Raw genomic sequence first — 15,531 nt, forward strand, 5'->3', positions numbered from 1 at the left:
CAGCTTCTAGCCCTCAGCTTAAGAACATGTTTTTTTCCATTATTATTCCACTTTACAATCGCCCACAAGAAATTGATGAGCTTTTAACAACCTTAACTGAGCAAACGTACACACAGTTTGAAGTATTGGTTATTGAAGATGGTTCTGTAAACGATGCAAAAAATATCGTAGCTTCTTATTCAGATAAACTAGATGTTAAATACTTTGTAAAGCCAAATGGAGGGCAAGGTTTTGCTCGTAATTTTGGCTTTGAGCGAGCCAAAGGCGATTATTTTATCATTTTCGACTCAGATTGTTTAATCCCTGAAGATTACTTAGAAATTGTTAAAAACTACCTTTTCGAACATCAGTTAGATGCTTATGGTGGTCCGGATGCTGCACACGAAACGTTCACGCCTGTTCAAAAAGCAATTAGCTACGCCATGACATCTCCATTTACAACTGGCGGGATTCGTGGTAATAAAAAACATATCGGACAGTTTCACCCACGTAGTTTTAACATGGGTGTTTCTAGAGAGGTTTACGAAAAAGTTGGCGGTTTTATCTTAACTCGTTTAGGAGAAGATATCGAATATAGCATTCGTATACATGAAAATGGATTTAAAATTGGATTAATACCAGCAGCAAAAGTTTTCCATAAACGAAGAACAAGTTTTAGTCAATTTTATAAACAATTGCATTTCTTTGGCAGAGCTCGAATTAATATTTACAAACATTTTCCAAAAGAGTTAAAGCTAATTCATTTTTCCCCAGCAGTAGCCACAATAGGAATGATTACAACAGTGCTTTTGAATATAATTTATCCACCTTTAGCTTATATTTTTGATTTCATTGTACTGCTTTACTTTTTGTTAATATTTTTTCACGCTTGGCAGGTTAACAAATCAATAAAAATTGCACTTTTGAGTGTTGTTGCATCATTTATACAGCTAACCGCTTATGGTTTAGGTTTTATACAAGATTTTTTTAAAAGAATAATAGTTAAACAATCATGATAGATTATTTAAAGGAAAGTACTTTCGCAGTAAAAGATGTAATTATGCAAGCGTGGAAAGTTACCCGTGATAACTATTTCTCAATTGCTACACTCTGTTTTTTAATATTTATTACTGCATTTACCTCGACATTTATGGCTTTTTTTATGGGCGAATTAAATATAGGTATTAGAGTTTTTATGCTACTCATTTTTATTATGAGTTATTGCGTAGTAGAGCTATGTCTAATTAAATATATTTTCAGATTGCTAGATCATCAAGAAGAAACAGACATAAAAATTATCGATACACTACCTACAAGAACTGAAATTATACGATTTCTTATCGGAACTGTTTATTTCGGACTAAGTATCTTTTTAGTAGGTATTTTATTAATGCCAGTTCTTTACATTTTAGATTTAATCTTAAAATTTGCAGTAAATCAAGGTCTGATTGATAATTTTACCTATGCAGGAAAAGTAATTGTAAACGTTGCAGTTGCAATTGCGATGTTAAGTATATTTTTCACATTTATTCGAATCATATTCTTTCCGTTTTTTATTATCGATAAACACAGCCCCCCATTCGAATCTCTTAAATTAAGTTTAGCTACAACAAAGGGTAATTTCATTAAATTACTATTTATATTATTAGGTTTGGTATTAGTCCAGGCAATTGTTTTTGGCTTTTTTTACATCGTAATTATGATGGGATTTCGTCTAATTAATTACTTTTTCGATTATGATATCAATCAATATATCTCTTTAATTGTTGTTATATTTAGTTCATTTGTTATTGTACCATTTAGTACAGCATTTTTTACTGTTGCTTATCGTAAAATAATGAACGAATACAGAGGCGATGAACACCCTGATATTATACATAACATCGTTTAATGCAGATTACATTCACAAGTTCTCTCATTTATTAAATTAACAACATGGGAATAAAAGCGGCACTAAGTAAACCATTTGCTGCATGGGTTGTAAAAGGCATCAATAAATGGAAAAGGGATGCATTAAAAGCACAAGATGATGTCTTTCATTCGCTTATCAAATCAGCAATGCCTACTGTTTTTGGTAAAGAGCACAACTTCAATTCCATTAAAAATTACGAAGATTTTAAAACAAATGTTCCGATACGAGATTATGAAGGTTTAAGACCTTACATAGATAGAGTAGTGTCAGGCGAAACAGATATACTTTGGAAAGGTAAACCAAAATATTTTGCAAAAACATCTGGTACTACCTCTGGCGTGAAATATATTCCCATTTCTAAACAATCAATGCCAGAACATATTAAAGCAGCTCGTAATGCTCTATTAACCTACATTCATGAAACTGGCAAAGCCGATTTTGTAAATGGTAAAATGATTTTTCTACAAGGAAGTCCGATTTTGACTAAAAAAAATGGAATTAATGTAGGTCGTTTATCTGGAATTGTGGCGCACTTAGTTCCCGCATATTTACAAAAGAACAGATTGCCATCGTATGCCACTAATTGTATCGAAGATTGGGAAGAAAAAGTAGAAGCAATTGTTGATGAAACGGTAAATGAAGATATGACACTCATTTCAGGTATTCCACCTTGGGTTCAAATGTATTTTGATAAGTTGAGCGAGAAAACAGGCGGAAAGAAAATCAAGAATATCTTTAAGAATTTTAGCCTATTTGTATACGGAGGAGTAAATTACGAACCTTATCGAGCTAAAATTGAAGCAAGTATTGGGCGAAAAGTCGATGCCATTGAAACCTATCCAGCATCTGAAGGTTTTATTGCTTATCAGGATACACAGGAAGATAAAAGTTTATTGCTTTTAGTTAAAGCAGGAATTTTCTACGAATTTATTCCAGCAGATGAATATTACAATGAAAACCCAACTCGTTTAAGTTTAGCGGAAATAGAGTTGGATAAAAACTATGCATTAATTTTAAATACAAATGCAGGTTTATGGGGTTATAGCATTGGTGATACGGTAAAGTTCGTTTCTAAAAATCCTTATAAGATTTTAGTTACTGGACGCGTTAAACACTTTATATCTGCATTTGGCGAACATGTAATTGGAGAGGAAGTAGAGCAAGCGATTTTATCTGTAGCAAATGAAGAAGGAATAGAAATTACAGAATTTACAGTGGCTCCACAAGTAAATCCACCTGCAGGTGAGCTCCCTTACCATGAGTGGTTTGTAGAGTTTGTGGATGTGCCAAAAGATATCAAAGTATTTAGCGAGAAAGTAGATCTTGCTTTGCAGCAAAAAAATATTTACTATTTTGACCTCATTGAAGGGAAAATCTTACAGAAGTTGATTATTCGTCCACTACAAAAAGATGCATTTGTGAATTATATGCGAGCAGAAGGTAAGCTGGGCGGACAAAATAAAGTACCTCGATTAAGTAACGATAGAAAGTTAGCAGAGGTTTTAGAAAAGTATATTTAGAAAAGGAAGTTTGAAAAACATATCAATATTAGGTTCTACAGGTTCTATTGGAACACAAGCGTTAGAAGTAGTTCGTGCAAATCCGAATTTGTATAAAGTTGATGCTTTAACTGCTCAAAATAATGCAGAGCTGTTAATTCAACAAGCCTTAGAATTTAAACCAGAATTAGTAGTAATTACTTGCGAAGATCATTATCAGAATGTAAAAGAAGCATTGCCCAATGTGAATGTATTATGTGGTGAAGATGCATTAATTGCTGCGGTTCAATTACCACAAACTCAATTTGTATTAACAGCAATTATGGGAGCTGTAGGTTTAAAACCAACAATTGCTGCTATTGAAGCTAAAAAAGATATCGGGCTTGCCAATAAAGAAACATTAGTAGTAGCTGGTGAACTAGTAATGCAATTGGCAAAGGAAAATGGAGTGAAAATAATTCCAGTTGATTCTGAGCATTCGGCTATATTTCAATGTTTGGTTGGTGAAGAAAATAATCCAATAGAAAAGATTTTTTTAACCGCTTCTGGCGGACCATTTAGAGGTAAAGATTTAGATTTTTTAGCGAACGTAACCAAAAAAGAAGCTTTAAAACATCCCAATTGGGTAATGGGTGCAAAAATCACTATCGATTCAGCTTCCCTTATGAATAAAGGATTGGAAGCAATAGAAGCAAAATGGTTATTCAATTTATCTGCAGAACAAATTGAAGTTGTAGTTCATCCACAATCTATTATTCATTCCATGGTGCAGTTTACAGATGGATCGATTAAAGCACAAATGGGTTTACCAGATATGAAATTGCCAATTCATTATGCATTAGCATATCCAAAAAGAGTAAAGAGCAATTTTGAACGGTTTAATTTTTTAAACTATCCAGAGCTCACATTTTCTGATGCAGATACAAAAAGTTTTCGTAACCTTGAGCTTGCCTTCGTGGCAATGAAAAAAGGCGGAAATATGCCTTGCGTCATTAATGCAGCAAATGAAGTTGTAGTAGAAGCTTTTTTAAAAGACCATATCGGCTTCTTAGAAATGAGCGTTGTGATAGAAGAATGTATGCAGAAAATGGATTTTATTGCCAAACCAACACTTAATAATTATTTAGAAACCGATAAGCAGACACGTATATTTGCAAGTCAACTCGTAACAAAACAAAGTTTAACAAATCTAAAATCAAAAACACACTAAATACTATATGAACGGACTGATTATGGCGGGCCAGCTTTTGCTGGGGTTATCGATACTAGTAATTTTACACGAATTAGGACATTTTTTAGCGGCACGTGCCTTCGGAATAAAAGTTGAAAAATTTTATCTTTTCTTTGACGCTTGGGGATTTAAACTCTTTAGTTTTAAAGTTGGTGATACAGAATATGGAATTGGATGGCTGCCTTTAGGGGGCTATGTGAAAATTTCTGGAATGATTGACGAATCTATGGATGTAGAGCAAATGGCATTACCTCCTGAACCTTGGGAATTCCGCTCAAAACCAGCTTGGCAACGTTTAATTGTCATGCTAGGCGGTATTATAGTAAATATTATTGTAGGTATTTTCATTTTCTGGATGCTTACATTTAAATACGGAGAAACTTATATTCCAAATGATAAGCTTGCTAATGGTGTACATCCAGGTATAATAGGACAAGAGATTGGCTTAAAAGATGGAGATAAGATCTTAGCCATTAATGGACAAAAAGTTATTCGTTTTGAAGAGTTAATTAGTTCTAAAGTTCTATTGAGCGGTCCGAAATTAACTATTTCTCGTGATGGTAAAGCAATTGACTTAAAAGTTCCTGAAACGGTTTTAAACAGCATTAGCAAACATGGAATCGAAGAATTTGTAGAGCCAAGAATTGTTGCTCAAAAAATATCACAAGTAGATAAGCCTACAACTGCAGTAGAATCTAAAGGATTGTTAAGCCGTTTATTTTCTAAAAAGGAACCAGCAAAAGTATATACACCTGCTTATGATGCAGGAATGAAAGTTGGTGACAGTGTAATTTCAGTTAATGGCAGACCTGTTCATTTTTTAAATGATTTTACAACAGAAGTGCAAAAATCTGCAGGAAAAACGATTACCATTAAAGTATTACGTAATGGTAATGTAATTGATTTAACTCCAAAGGTAACAGCAGAAGGTACGATAGGTATCGCAATAGCAAAAGCTAAATTACCAATTAGCCATGTCGATTATAATTTGTTTGAATCTTTCTCAGTAGGTACTTCTAAAGCATGGACAACTTTTGCTGATAATGGTAAAGGAATTTGGAAAATGATAACCGGTAAAGTGAGCGCTCGTAACATTAGTAGTCCAATTGGTATTGCTAAAGTATATGGTAGTGAGTTCGATTGGGCAAACTTTTGGCGCTTAACAGGCTTAATTTCTATGGCATTGGCCTTTATGAATTTATTACCAATTCCTGCTTTAGATGGCGGTCATGTGGTATTTTTAATAGTAGAAATGATTAAAGGAAAGCCACTAGGAGATAAATTTATGGAACGTGCTCAAGTAGTTGGTTTTGTAATTTTATTAAGTTTAATGGTATTTGCCTTTGGTAACGATATCCTTAAAATATTTGGTAAGTAAATCTTCCTGTTAAGATAAAAAGATAGCTACAGATGCGCAGATCATTAAAATCTGCGCATCTGTAGTTTAAATCATAATTTAAATAAAATGAATTATTTTGAACTTTACGATTTGCCAGTTAGTTTCAACCCCGATCAACAACTTGTAAAACAGAAGTTTTACGAATTGAGCAAGAAACATCATCCTGATTTTTATATTAATCAAAGTCAAGAAAAGCAAGATGAAGTTTTAGAACTTTCTACACTCAATAACAAAGCTTTCCAAGTATTAAAAGACCCACAAAAGCGCTTAAAGTATATCCTTAACTTAAAAGGAGAGTTAGTTGAGGGTGAAAATTACGCGTTGCCACAAAGCTTTTTGTTAGAAATGATGGAAGTAAACGAAGCTTTAATGGATTTAGAATTCGATCTTGACCCAGTAAAACTAGCTGAATTAAAGACTCAAACTGAGCAGATAGAACAAGAACTTACAGAAGAACTAAAAGCTTTAACACTAGTCTATGATACTGCTACAGAAGAAAATCAACAAAGTACATTAAAAGCAATTAAAGATATTTATTACCGCAATAAATACTTACATCGCATTAAAGAGAGTTTAACTCGCATGGCTTCTTAAATGCCCAAGGTTTGCTAAGTGTAAAAAAGCAAATCAACAATTTTTATGCAAGTGTCATTAATTACATTTGTAGCAAAGCCAAAAATCATGACTTCATTAAATATATTCAGAAAAGTAGCGGTAGCAGAAGGCATCTCTTACCTTTTATTGTTGTTTATCGCAATGCCATTAAAATACTGGGCAGATATGCCGTTAGCAGTAAAGTATACAGGTTGGGCACATGGTTTACTTTTCGTGTTGTACGCTGCAAGTTTGGTTTTAGCTTGGCAAGAAACAAAATGGAAATTTGGAAAAGCAGTCTTAATTTTTTTAGCTTCATTATTACCATTTGCTCCATTTGTAGTGGATAAAAAACTAGGAGAAGACCCTAATTAATCAATCAAATAGGGCAACTAATTTGCATTTTAAAGCCTTTATCTAAACTGGTTTCAAGTGTATAGGTAGCATTAATCATTTGTATTCTGCTAATAATGTTCTGCATGCCAATGCCTTTCTTTGCATCTAAAATGGCAACATCAAAACCTTTCCCATTATCGTGATAGCTAATTTCAAAACTGTTGTCTTGCTGCTTAAAGTAGATCTCAATTTTAGTAGCATTCGCATGTTTCAACGTATTTGCAATTAACTGAGTAATTACCCTAAATAATGCCAATTCTTCTTTCTCAGAAAGTAGCTTTTCTTCAGTATTTAATTCGTTAGCAAGAATAATTTCAATTTCTCCAGTTTTATTAATAAGTGAAGCAAAACCCTCAATAGAAGTATAAAGTCCAAACATAGCCAAGCCAGGAGGAGAAAGATCGTGAGCAATATTTCTTACATCCACAATCATTTTATCTATTAACTGTTTAGCAGGTAAAATAACTTCTTGGTCAGCCTCATTATATTGCCTCATTGCAGCATTTAACATCAGCTTAATAGCAGATAATGTTCCACCAACTTCATCATGCAAATCCTCTCCAATTCGTTTACGTTCTATTTCCTGAGAATCAATTACCGCACTAAGCAATTGTTTCTGTTGAGCAATTTCTGTTTCCTGAAACAATTTCCGCTGCTGCCAAACCATATTTTGATTTCTAATATACAGCACCAAGAAAAAAGTAACCAATATAAAAATGGCTAATACGCTATAAAAAATAAGTAAATAGATGTTATCCATCTTTTTTAATTAAGCTGAAACCTCTTGCCCAAGCTAAATACATTAACATAGACATAGCCCCATGAAAATACCAAATCATCAAGTTCAATCCTTTGTTTTTGGTTACAAAAGTAAAATAGTTAGACAAGATAAAAATGATGCAAACTACGGGGAAATAAACTAAAATGCCCATATTAAACCAACTACTTGGCTTTTCAATCCAGTTTTCTGTAAAACCACTTTTATACAGATAAAATAAGCAGAAAAAAGTAACTAATATAGCTTCCAGAGGTCTGGTATAGGTATTAAAGGTAAAAATGCTTTGTATAAAACTGAAATTTATAATGCATAATAAAGGAAAAAGTATAATAATATATAGAAGAACTTTTTTTAATAAAAGATCGGCAAACAATGTTCGGAAATAGCTTAAAATAAAAACAGCTTCTACAATTGTGTATAAATGCAACAAAGGCAAATTCTTCATTCTATACATGATGAGAATTATTGCAGCCAAGTTAATTAGACCAGAAGCCACCAAATAATATAAAAGAAGTCTAGGCCCAGCCTTTGCGGCTTTAAAATTAAGTACCCCAAAAAGTATAGGTATCAATATACTAAGGGGTACAATATAAGTTAAAAACATAATAGATTAAGGTACGTATAATGGACTTTCTGGATCACAAACATCAGGACAAGGTTTTGTGAAATCATATATTTCCGAATCATCACCAGGGTTACCTAAACCAGTATCTGTAGTAGGAATAATATCTTTTCCATTTTTGTCTACTGCAACAATTAATGCAGTTACATCATCATCTAATTGCTCGTCAGTTAATTTAACCGCAAAATAAGCTCTTACTCCTTGTAACTCGTTGGTAATATTTCCTGCCTCATCAACAGAAGAATATTTTTCTACAATCGCCATCAAATCATTAATAGGGATAAGAATTGCTCGAGGAATAGTAGATTCAGGAGCTTGTTTTGAAAGTTGCTCTCTAAAACGAGTAACTCTGGCAACAGCTGCCTTTAGCGGAATTGTGGGAACGTTAATTGGTTTCATGATTTTTTAAATTTTCACTAATCTAAAAAAAAATCAACATTGTATAACTTATAGCGCACAAATTTTATAATTTCAAGCTTTCAATCACGCTCAATGAACATCAATATTGCAATAGCCGACGATCAAAAACTTTTTAGAAGAGGAATGGCTGCGCTTGTCAGCACCTTCCAAAATATGTCGTTAATTTTCGAAGCCGAAAACGGTAAAGAATTGCTATCACATTGTGAAAGTGCTATTGTAAAACCCGATATTATTTTATTAGATCTTTCCATGCCCGAAATGAATGGATTAGATGCTTTAAAAATACTAAAAGAGAAATATCCAAAAATTGGCGTTATCGTGTTAACTATCCACGAAGCTGAAAATTTTATTCTTGCTACTGTACAAGCAGGTGCAAATGGCTATTTAGCTAAAAATGCAGAACCAGAAGAAGTAGAGCTGGCCATTAGAGAAGTGCATAAAAACGATTTCTATTTTACTGTTCCCATGTTAGAAACAATGAGGAAAGGCCTAACTCAAAAAACAAATACCGCTTCTTTAGAAAACATAAACAAATTAACCAACCGCGAAAAAGAAGTATTGCAATTAATCTGCAAACAGTTAAACAGTAGCGAGATTGCAGAAAAACTATTTCTTAGCACCCGCACAGTAGAGGGGCATAGAAATAATCTTTTAATAAAAACAGGTAGCCGCAATATAGCTGGCTTGGTTTTATATGCACTCAAGCATAAACTGTATTTAGATATAGCCACACAATAAATACGTCTATCCCGAAGATAATTTTTCGAAAGCACAAGCAGTAACATCTATTTAAGCAAGCCCTGCTATCCATTCCAATCTTTTTGAGTAAACGTTCACCTCATTTCGATTGTAGTTTGAGCTGAAAATAATCAGGTATTTCTACCTGATGCATGCGTATATATACCTGATTATCTCTTTCAGCAAAACTACGCTCTAAATTTTGCTGTTTATTCTGTCATTTAGCTTCGCTAAGCAACCAAACAATTGCTCAACAATAACTAATACCAATAAAGACATGGAATGTTCAGAGAAAATTAAAGCCTTACAAGAAAAAGCTGGTATTGAAGCAGATGGTATTGCCTCATCAAAAACATGGCTTACTATTTATTACTTATTATTTAACTCTTTACCCTATAATATTAATGTAAGTGCAATTATTAAAGCCATACAAGAAAAGATAGAAGTTAGAGCAGATGGTTACCCTTGGACTAGAACTTGGGATGCTTTATACCAATTATTAATTATTGACCAACAAAGTGAAGTAGTCGATGATTTAGAATCTATTAAACAACACAATGAAAAGGTACTTACCACTATGACAAAAGAAGTAGTGCCTTTTGCCAAAGAATTAATACAGCTTGCTACAGCTCAAGGCATTCATGTTCGGTTAATTAGTAATGGATCAGGCAAAACAAAAACAGCAAAAAACAATGAGAACTTTGGACTTACTTTTGGAATTGCAATAGTTGAAAGAAACTCGATAGGAGAGTTGGTAGATAAAGATCAATCGCCATTGTATGAGGAAGTAGCAAAGCTTGGAGAATTTATAGGACTTACCTGGACAAGAGATCTTAAAACATTTACCAGCCAACAACATTTTCAATTAAGACCAGCTTGGGCAGTTGCAATGAAAGAAAGCGACATGGTAAAAGAACTTGAAAGAAGAAAGGAACATAATCTCAACTTTCTCGCTTTTTTGTAAAACAACTACTATATAAATCGTAAGCGTTCTTCCTCTAAATCTAGGTGTAATAGATGTTTACGAATAATTTCTTCGTCCAATGTTTGCTCTTCCTCGTTTTTATCATGTAACCATTTTCTTTGCTGTTCCAAAATATCCAGATAGATTACCTTACAATCCTCAGCCATCACCTCATCATTAACGATCTCACTTTTATCTTCCCATTTCTTTGCCATTTGTTGCAATGCAGGGTGAGCATCTAATTGCTCACTATACTTATTTTTCAATAGCAACACAGCTTGTTCCGCAAGCTGTTTTTTTATGGTGTGATACACCTTATCTTCAGGTAAGGCATTGTCAAGATTAGGGATGATTAAGCGTCTAATTAAATAAGGTAAAGTTAATCCCTGCACCAATAAGGTTAACAGAATAACAATAAACGTAATAAATAAAATGAGGTTGCGCTGAGGAAAAGGGGTGCCATCACTAAGCTGTACTGGTATAGACAATGCTGCGGCTAAAGATACCACACCACGCATACCGGTCCATCCTAATACCAAAGGAACTTTATAACCTGGATTTCTTGAATCAGCTACAGTAATAAAATTTCGCATAATTAAAGTAACTAACACAGCACCATAAGCCGATAATATTCTCCCTACTATTAATACACCTGTAATGAGTATGCCGTAACCAATTGCCGTAGAAAGGCTTGTTTCTTCTAATCCTGCTATAATTTCTGGTAAGGCAAGACCAATTAACATAAATACCAAACCATTCAGCACAAAACAAAAACTTTCCCAAAAATTTATACCTCGCATTCTTGAAGTACTGTTTAAAAAAAGATGTCGCTTATTAGATAGCAATAGGCCACCACTCACTACCGCCAATACACCAGAACTGTGGGCCTCTTCTGCAGCAATATACATCACATAGGGCGCAACAATAGACAAAACGATATCTATATTCACATCTGTAGGTAAGTGTTTATGAGCCTTCATAAAAATCCAGGCTACTAATAAGCCAATACCAACACCACCTAATAGCATCCAGCTAAAACTTAGGGCAGCTTCATACCATATAAATTGACCTGTTGCTACAGCTATTAATGCAAAGCGAAAAATAAGGAGCGATGAAGCATCATTCAATAAACTTTCACCTTCTAAAATTGATGACATCCTTTTCGGTACTGTAACAAATTTTAAAATCGCACCAGCACTCACAGCATCTGGAGGTGATACAATGCCGCCCAATAAAAATCCTAAAGCCAAAGAAAAACCAGGAATGAAATGATTAGTTACAAATGCAACCGACATGGCACTAAGAAACACTACTACAAAAGCAAAGCTGCTAATAATCCTTCGCCAGCGCCACAATTCTTTCCATGATATAGCCCAAGAAGCTTCGTAGAGTAGCGGTGGCAAGAAAATAATAAAAATAAGCTCGGGGTTAATATGTATAGTAGGTATACCCGGTATAAAACTAATTAATAAGCCGGCTAGCACTAGCAATACTGGATAAGCTACTTTTATTCTTTTCGCCAACATAATTAGCAATAGAATGGCAACAATAAGACTTAGATAAAAAGGAAAGTGATCGAGCATTATTTTTAGTTTAAGCAAATATAAATTTCAACGTAATAAGCAGTAACTTATTTGTTAAACAATTTAATACAATTTTTTATAAACCGCTAAAGAAAATTAAGTTCAATTCTATTTATAAAACTTACAACAAGTCTTAATCCTACTAAGAAGATATATCACTCTTTTGCTCTAGAGTTCGCTTTATTATGTTAGCTTTAGAAACTTACAATAGGAAAGCATTCATTCTACTTCATTATCCTATACATAATTCGCACAATATAAAAAACAATCTTGTTTTTAAGGATATGAAAAATACCGATTCCGATCAGCTTGTCATTGCCAATAAGGAGCTAGCCTTTCAACTGCAAGAAAAGGAAAATAGGGCTGCAGAGCTCATTATCGCCAATAAAGAGCTTGCATTTCAAAATGAAGAAAAAGAGAATCGTGCAGCCGAACTTATTATTGCGAATAAAGAATTAGCTTTTCAGAACAAAGAAAAAGAAAAAAGGGCTGAGGAATTAAGTATTGCAAATAGGGAACTAAAAAATGCAGAAGATGATATTCGTAAACTAAATGACGAATTAGAACAAAAAGTAATTCAGCGCACTGCACAATTAGAATTAGCAAACAAAGAACTTGAAGCCTTTTCTTATTCTGTATCTCATGATTTACGTGCCCCAATTAGAGGGATTAACGGATACACTAGAATTTTGGTTGAAGATTATGCAGAAAAGTTAGATGCAGAAGGTGTGCAAATTCTGCAAGCTATTATAAATAACTCAAAAAAAATGGGCTTGCTGATTGATGACTTACTTGCATTCTCAAAATTGGGAAGAAAAGAGGTGGCATTTTCAGAAATTGATATGGCTGAATTGGTTGATGTAGTTAGAGAAGAGTTATTATTTGAAGAAGAAGGAAATACCCCCGAATTTAATATTGCTGTATTGCCACCAGCAAAGGGAGATAAATCACTTATAAAACAAGTATGGATTAACCTAATCACTAATGCAATTAAATATTCTAAGCATAAAGAAAAAATTACTGTTGAAATTGGTGCTTACACAAAAGATAATCTAATAGTGTATTATGTGAAAGATGAAGGTGCAGGGTTTGATATGCAATATTATGATAAGCTTTTTGGGGTTTTTCAGCGACTACATTCTCAAGAAGAATTTGAAGGAACGGGTATTGGTTTAGCTATCGTACAAAAAATAGTGCATCGCCATCACGGAAAGGTGTGGGCCGAATCAAAAGTAAATGAAGGAACTTGTTTCTCTTTTAGCTTAGAAAAAGTATAAATTTTAAAATTAAATACATGTATAATAACGTTGAAATTTTATTTGTTGAGGATAGTGCAGATGATGCTGTATTAACCATTAGAGCGCTAAAAAAAAGTGGCTTTACTCATAAACTACATCATGTTACAGACGGCGCATTAGCACTTGATTTTATTTATTGCAGAGGTGTTTATGCAGATAGAGATAAAAAAGATTATCCCAAACTTATATTGTTAGATGTAAAAATGCCAAAAGTATCGGGCATACAGGTGTTAGAAGCACTAAAATCAGACCCAGCGTTAAGATCTATTCCTGTGGTGATGCTTACCTCATCAAATGAAGGTCCAGATATAGAAAAATGCTTTGCTCTTGGTGCTAACAGTTATATCGTAAAACCAGTTGATAGCGACAATTTTTATCAAGCAATTAAGGAAATTGGATTGTATTGGATGATTTTAAACCAGCAATCTCATTAATCAACCCACAAATTTATAGTGAGGCAATTTGCATATAAAATGACACCAAATCTTAAAATACTTATTCTTGAAGACAATAAAACTGATGCAGATTTATTGCTTCGTGAGTTGAAGAAATCTGGATTGAATTTTATAGCTGAAATTGTTCAGTCAAGATTAGAATTTGAGCATGCGTTACATAATTTTAATCCAGATTTAATATTATCAGATTATTCCCTTCCTTCATTTGATGCAGTGACCGCATTTCGTATAAAGAAAGATAAACATCCACACATTCCTTTTATTATTGTTTCTGGAATTATTGGAGAGGAAAATGCTGTTGAGTTAATTAAAGATGGAGTTACAGATTATGTCTCCAAGCAAAAGTTATTTACGCTGTCAACAAAAATTAGTAGGGCTTTAAACGATACGAAGATAAGGCAAGAAAAAATTAGTATTGCTGAGAAATTAAGACTGCAAACTGTAGAGTTAATTAGCGCAAATAAGGAGTTAAAAATACAACAGCAGGAATTGCAAAAATCACACGATCTATTGATTGAACAGGAAGAAAAGGTTAAGATAATTAATCTTGAACTTTCAGAGCTGAACCAAGGATTGGAAATAAGAGTACTTAATCGAACAAAGGCATTGGCCGACAGCGAGAGTCGATTTCGTAATATGATGGAAACCATTCCTCAAATAGCTTGGACTAATACAATAGAAGGCGAAGTTATTTTTTACAATCAACGCTGGTACGATTATACAGGATTAGCAAAAGAACAAACTAAATTACAAGGATTTACTATAGCAATTCATCGCGACGATCTTAAAACTTGTTTCGCCCAGCTCAAATCAATCCTCCAAACTAGTGATGGAGGTGAATTCCAGGTTCGCGTAAAACGTGCAGATGGTCTTTATCGTTGGCATCTTATTCGCTTAATGCCGATTTTAGATGAGCAAGGGCAAATACAACTTTGGGTAGGAACAGCAACTGATATTCAAGAACTGAGGATAGTACAACAACAAAAGGACGATTTTATAAGCATTGCTAGTCATGAGCTTAAAACACCGATCACGAGCTTAAAAGCAACCCTTCAACTTTTAGATCGACTAAAAGAAAACCCTTCTTCAGCCATGCTGCCTAAACTTATTGTGCAGGCAAATAAAAGCTTAGGGAATGTTAATACGCTTATAGATGATTTATTAAACGCAAGTAGGGCTAATGCTGGTCAGTTACACATTAATCCACATTATTTTGTACTGGCTGATAGCATTGAAGAGTGTTGTCAGGCTATATGTTCAGATGAAGTTTTTACCATTAAAATAGAAGGCGATAAAGAGTTGCAAGTGTATGCAGATGCAATTAGAATTGATCAGATTGTGATTAATTTTATAAATAATGCAATAAAGTACGCACCAAAATCCAAAGAAATCCAAATCCGTATTGAACAGATAAGTGATATGGCCAAAGTATCAGTTATTGATAAAGGTCCTGGTATTCAGCCAGAAAAATTAGGCTATCTTTTTGATCGTTATTATCGTGTAGATAGTAGCGGAAGTCAATACACAGGCTTAGGGCTAGGCCTTTATATTTGCGCAGAAATCATTAAAAAACATAACGGGCAAATTGGCGCTGATAGTGAATTAGGAAAAGGCAGTACTTTTTGGTTCACACTGCCTCTTAAGTCATAGTCTAATCTATTCT

General features: G+C 33.7%; 16 protein-coding genes. 12 read left to right on the plus strand and 4 right to left on the minus strand.

Translation table 11 applies throughout. The features are described from left to right. Positions 1 to 26 precede the first annotated feature (26 nt). From ACHMWN_RS10385 to ACHMWN_RS10415, 7 genes are all read left to right on the plus strand, one after another. On the plus strand, positions 27 to 995 hold the full coding sequence (locus ACHMWN_RS10385) for a glycosyltransferase (protein ID WP_397300561.1): 969 nt from the start codon (positions 27 to 29) through the stop codon (positions 993 to 995). Beyond that, positions 992 to 1,870, plus strand: a complete 879-nt coding sequence (locus ACHMWN_RS10390) for a hypothetical protein (RefSeq protein ID WP_397300563.1) — start codon at positions 992 to 994, stop codon at positions 1,868 to 1,870. The genes ACHMWN_RS10385 and ACHMWN_RS10390 overlap by 4 nt, the downstream gene beginning before the upstream one ends. A 44-nt stretch (positions 1,871 to 1,914) precedes the next feature. Beyond that, complete coding sequence (locus tag ACHMWN_RS10395) at positions 1,915 to 3,411, plus strand: GH3 auxin-responsive promoter family protein (RefSeq protein WP_397300566.1); 1,497 nt, start codon at positions 1,915 to 1,917, stop codon at positions 3,409 to 3,411. A 10-nt stretch (positions 3,412 to 3,421) separates the two neighbouring features. Next, positions 3,422 to 4,600, plus strand: a complete 1,179-nt coding sequence (locus ACHMWN_RS10400; RefSeq protein ID WP_397300568.1) for a 1-deoxy-D-xylulose-5-phosphate reductoisomerase — start codon at positions 3,422 to 3,424, stop codon at positions 4,598 to 4,600. A gap of 7 nt (positions 4,601 to 4,607) precedes the next feature. Next, entirely contained in the window at positions 4,608 to 5,999 is a 1,392-nt protein-coding gene (gene rseP / locus ACHMWN_RS10405) for an RIP metalloprotease RseP (protein WP_397300570.1), read from the plus strand. Between the two features lie 87 nt (positions 6,000 to 6,086). Beyond that, positions 6,087 to 6,614 carry a Fe-S protein assembly co-chaperone HscB gene (hscB, locus tag ACHMWN_RS10410; RefSeq protein ID WP_397300572.1) on the plus strand — a complete coding sequence of 176 codons (528 nt, stop codon included), beginning with the start codon at positions 6,087 to 6,089 and terminating at the stop codon, positions 6,612 to 6,614. 45 nt (positions 6,615 to 6,659) lie between these two features. Further along, entirely contained in the window at positions 6,660 to 6,989 is a 330-nt protein-coding gene (locus ACHMWN_RS10415; RefSeq protein ID WP_397300574.1) for a DUF3817 domain-containing protein, read from the plus strand. A 4-nt stretch (positions 6,990 to 6,993) separates the two neighbouring features. On the opposite strand, the gene ACHMWN_RS10420 is transcribed toward ACHMWN_RS10415, so the two are convergent. From ACHMWN_RS10420 to ACHMWN_RS10430, 3 genes are all read right to left on the minus strand, one after another. Beyond that, positions 6,994 to 7,770 carry a sensor histidine kinase gene (locus ACHMWN_RS10420; RefSeq protein ID WP_397300576.1) on the minus strand — a complete coding sequence of 259 codons (777 nt, stop codon included), beginning with the start codon at positions 7,768 to 7,770 and terminating at the stop codon, positions 6,994 to 6,996. Further along, positions 7,763 to 8,233 carry a hypothetical protein gene (locus tag ACHMWN_RS10425; protein WP_397300578.1) on the minus strand — a complete coding sequence of 157 codons (471 nt, stop codon included), beginning with the start codon at positions 8,231 to 8,233 and terminating at the stop codon, positions 7,763 to 7,765. The genes ACHMWN_RS10420 and ACHMWN_RS10425 overlap by 8 nt, the downstream gene beginning before the upstream one ends. 165 nt (positions 8,234 to 8,398) lie before the next feature. Beyond that, positions 8,399 to 8,809, minus strand: a complete 411-nt coding sequence (locus ACHMWN_RS10430) for a hypothetical protein (protein WP_397300580.1) — start codon at positions 8,807 to 8,809, stop codon at positions 8,399 to 8,401. A 93-nt stretch (positions 8,810 to 8,902) separates the two neighbouring features. Here ACHMWN_RS10430 and ACHMWN_RS10435 point away from each other — a divergent pair, with 93 nt between their 5' ends. Together ACHMWN_RS10435 and ACHMWN_RS10440 are read left to right on the plus strand one after the other, a co-directional pair. Next, positions 8,903 to 9,568 (plus strand): response regulator, encoded by a 666-nt coding sequence (locus ACHMWN_RS10435; RefSeq protein WP_397300583.1) that lies wholly within the window; start codon positions 8,903 to 8,905, stop codon positions 9,566 to 9,568. Positions 9,569 to 9,845: 277 nt separating this feature from the next. Beyond that, positions 9,846 to 10,532 carry a hypothetical protein gene (locus tag ACHMWN_RS10440; protein WP_397300584.1) on the plus strand — a complete coding sequence of 229 codons (687 nt, stop codon included), beginning with the start codon at positions 9,846 to 9,848 and terminating at the stop codon, positions 10,530 to 10,532. 8 nt (positions 10,533 to 10,540) lie between these two features. Here ACHMWN_RS10440 and ACHMWN_RS10445 read toward each other — a convergent pair whose 3' ends face one another. Further along, entirely contained in the window at positions 10,541 to 12,115 is a 1,575-nt protein-coding gene (locus tag ACHMWN_RS10445; protein WP_397300586.1) for a Na+/H+ antiporter, read from the minus strand. 284 nt (positions 12,116 to 12,399) lie between these two features. On the opposite strand from ACHMWN_RS10445, the gene ACHMWN_RS10450 reads away from it, so the two are divergent. Genes ACHMWN_RS10450 through ACHMWN_RS10460 form a run of 3 tightly spaced genes read left to right on the plus strand, consistent with a single transcriptional unit; the run spans position 12,400 to position 15,518 of the window. Then, a complete protein-coding gene (locus ACHMWN_RS10450; protein ID WP_397300588.1) occupies positions 12,400 to 13,392 on the plus strand; it encodes an ATP-binding protein in 993 nt (330 codons plus the stop codon). A 17-nt stretch (positions 13,393 to 13,409) separates the two neighbouring features. Further along, positions 13,410 to 13,847, plus strand: coding sequence for a response regulator (locus ACHMWN_RS10455; RefSeq protein ID WP_397300591.1), 438 nt, complete (start codon positions 13,410 to 13,412; stop codon positions 13,845 to 13,847). A 39-nt stretch (positions 13,848 to 13,886) separates the two neighbouring features. Continuing rightward, entirely contained in the window at positions 13,887 to 15,518 is a 1,632-nt protein-coding gene (locus tag ACHMWN_RS10460; protein ID WP_397300593.1) for an ATP-binding protein, read from the plus strand. Positions 15,519 to 15,531: the final 13 nt, after the last annotated feature.

The organism is Pedobacter sp. UC225_61 (assembly GCF_044452285.1).
Classification (GTDB): domain Bacteria; phylum Bacteroidota; class Bacteroidia; order Sphingobacteriales; family Sphingobacteriaceae; genus Pedobacter.

What these genes read in the sequence shown, in the direction of transcription:
- ACHMWN_RS10430 (WP_397300580.1), bottom strand. Translation starts at nt 8,809, where the DNA reads ATGAAACCAATTAACGTTCCCACAATTCCGCTAAAGGCAGCTGTTGCC.
- hscB (WP_397300572.1), top strand. Translation starts at nt 6,087, where the DNA reads ATGAATTATTTTGAACTTTACGATTTGCCAGTTAGTTTCAACCCCGAT.
- ACHMWN_RS10450 (WP_397300588.1), top strand. Translation starts at nt 12,400, where the DNA reads ATGAAAAATACCGATTCCGATCAGCTTGTCATTGCCAATAAGGAGCTA.
- rseP (WP_397300570.1), top strand. Translation starts at nt 4,608, where the DNA reads ATGAACGGACTGATTATGGCGGGCCAGCTTTTGCTGGGGTTATCGATA.
- ACHMWN_RS10440 (WP_397300584.1), top strand. Translation starts at nt 9,846, where the DNA reads ATGGAATGTTCAGAGAAAATTAAAGCCTTACAAGAAAAAGCTGGTATT.
- ACHMWN_RS10420 (WP_397300576.1), bottom strand. Translation starts at nt 7,770, where the DNA reads ATGGATAACATCTATTTACTTATTTTTTATAGCGTATTAGCCATTTTT.
- ACHMWN_RS10425 (WP_397300578.1), bottom strand. Translation starts at nt 8,233, where the DNA reads ATGAAGAATTTGCCTTTGTTGCATTTATACACAATTGTAGAAGCTGTT.
- ACHMWN_RS10395 (WP_397300566.1), top strand. Translation starts at nt 1,915, where the DNA reads ATGGGAATAAAAGCGGCACTAAGTAAACCATTTGCTGCATGGGTTGTA.
- ACHMWN_RS10435 (WP_397300583.1), top strand. Translation starts at nt 8,903, where the DNA reads ATGAACATCAATATTGCAATAGCCGACGATCAAAAACTTTTTAGAAGA.
- ACHMWN_RS10460 (WP_397300593.1), top strand. Translation starts at nt 13,887, where the DNA reads ATGACACCAAATCTTAAAATACTTATTCTTGAAGACAATAAAACTGAT.
- ACHMWN_RS10445 (WP_397300586.1), bottom strand. Translation starts at nt 12,115, where the DNA reads ATGCTCGATCACTTTCCTTTTTATCTAAGTCTTATTGTTGCCATTCTA.
- ACHMWN_RS10390 (WP_397300563.1), top strand. Translation starts at nt 992, where the DNA reads ATGATAGATTATTTAAAGGAAAGTACTTTCGCAGTAAAAGATGTAATT.
- ACHMWN_RS10455 (WP_397300591.1), top strand. Translation starts at nt 13,410, where the DNA reads ATGTATAATAACGTTGAAATTTTATTTGTTGAGGATAGTGCAGATGAT.
- ACHMWN_RS10385 (WP_397300561.1), top strand. Translation starts at nt 27, where the DNA reads ATGTTTTTTTCCATTATTATTCCACTTTACAATCGCCCACAAGAAATT.
- ACHMWN_RS10415 (WP_397300574.1), top strand. Translation starts at nt 6,660, where the DNA reads ATGCAAGTGTCATTAATTACATTTGTAGCAAAGCCAAAAATCATGACT.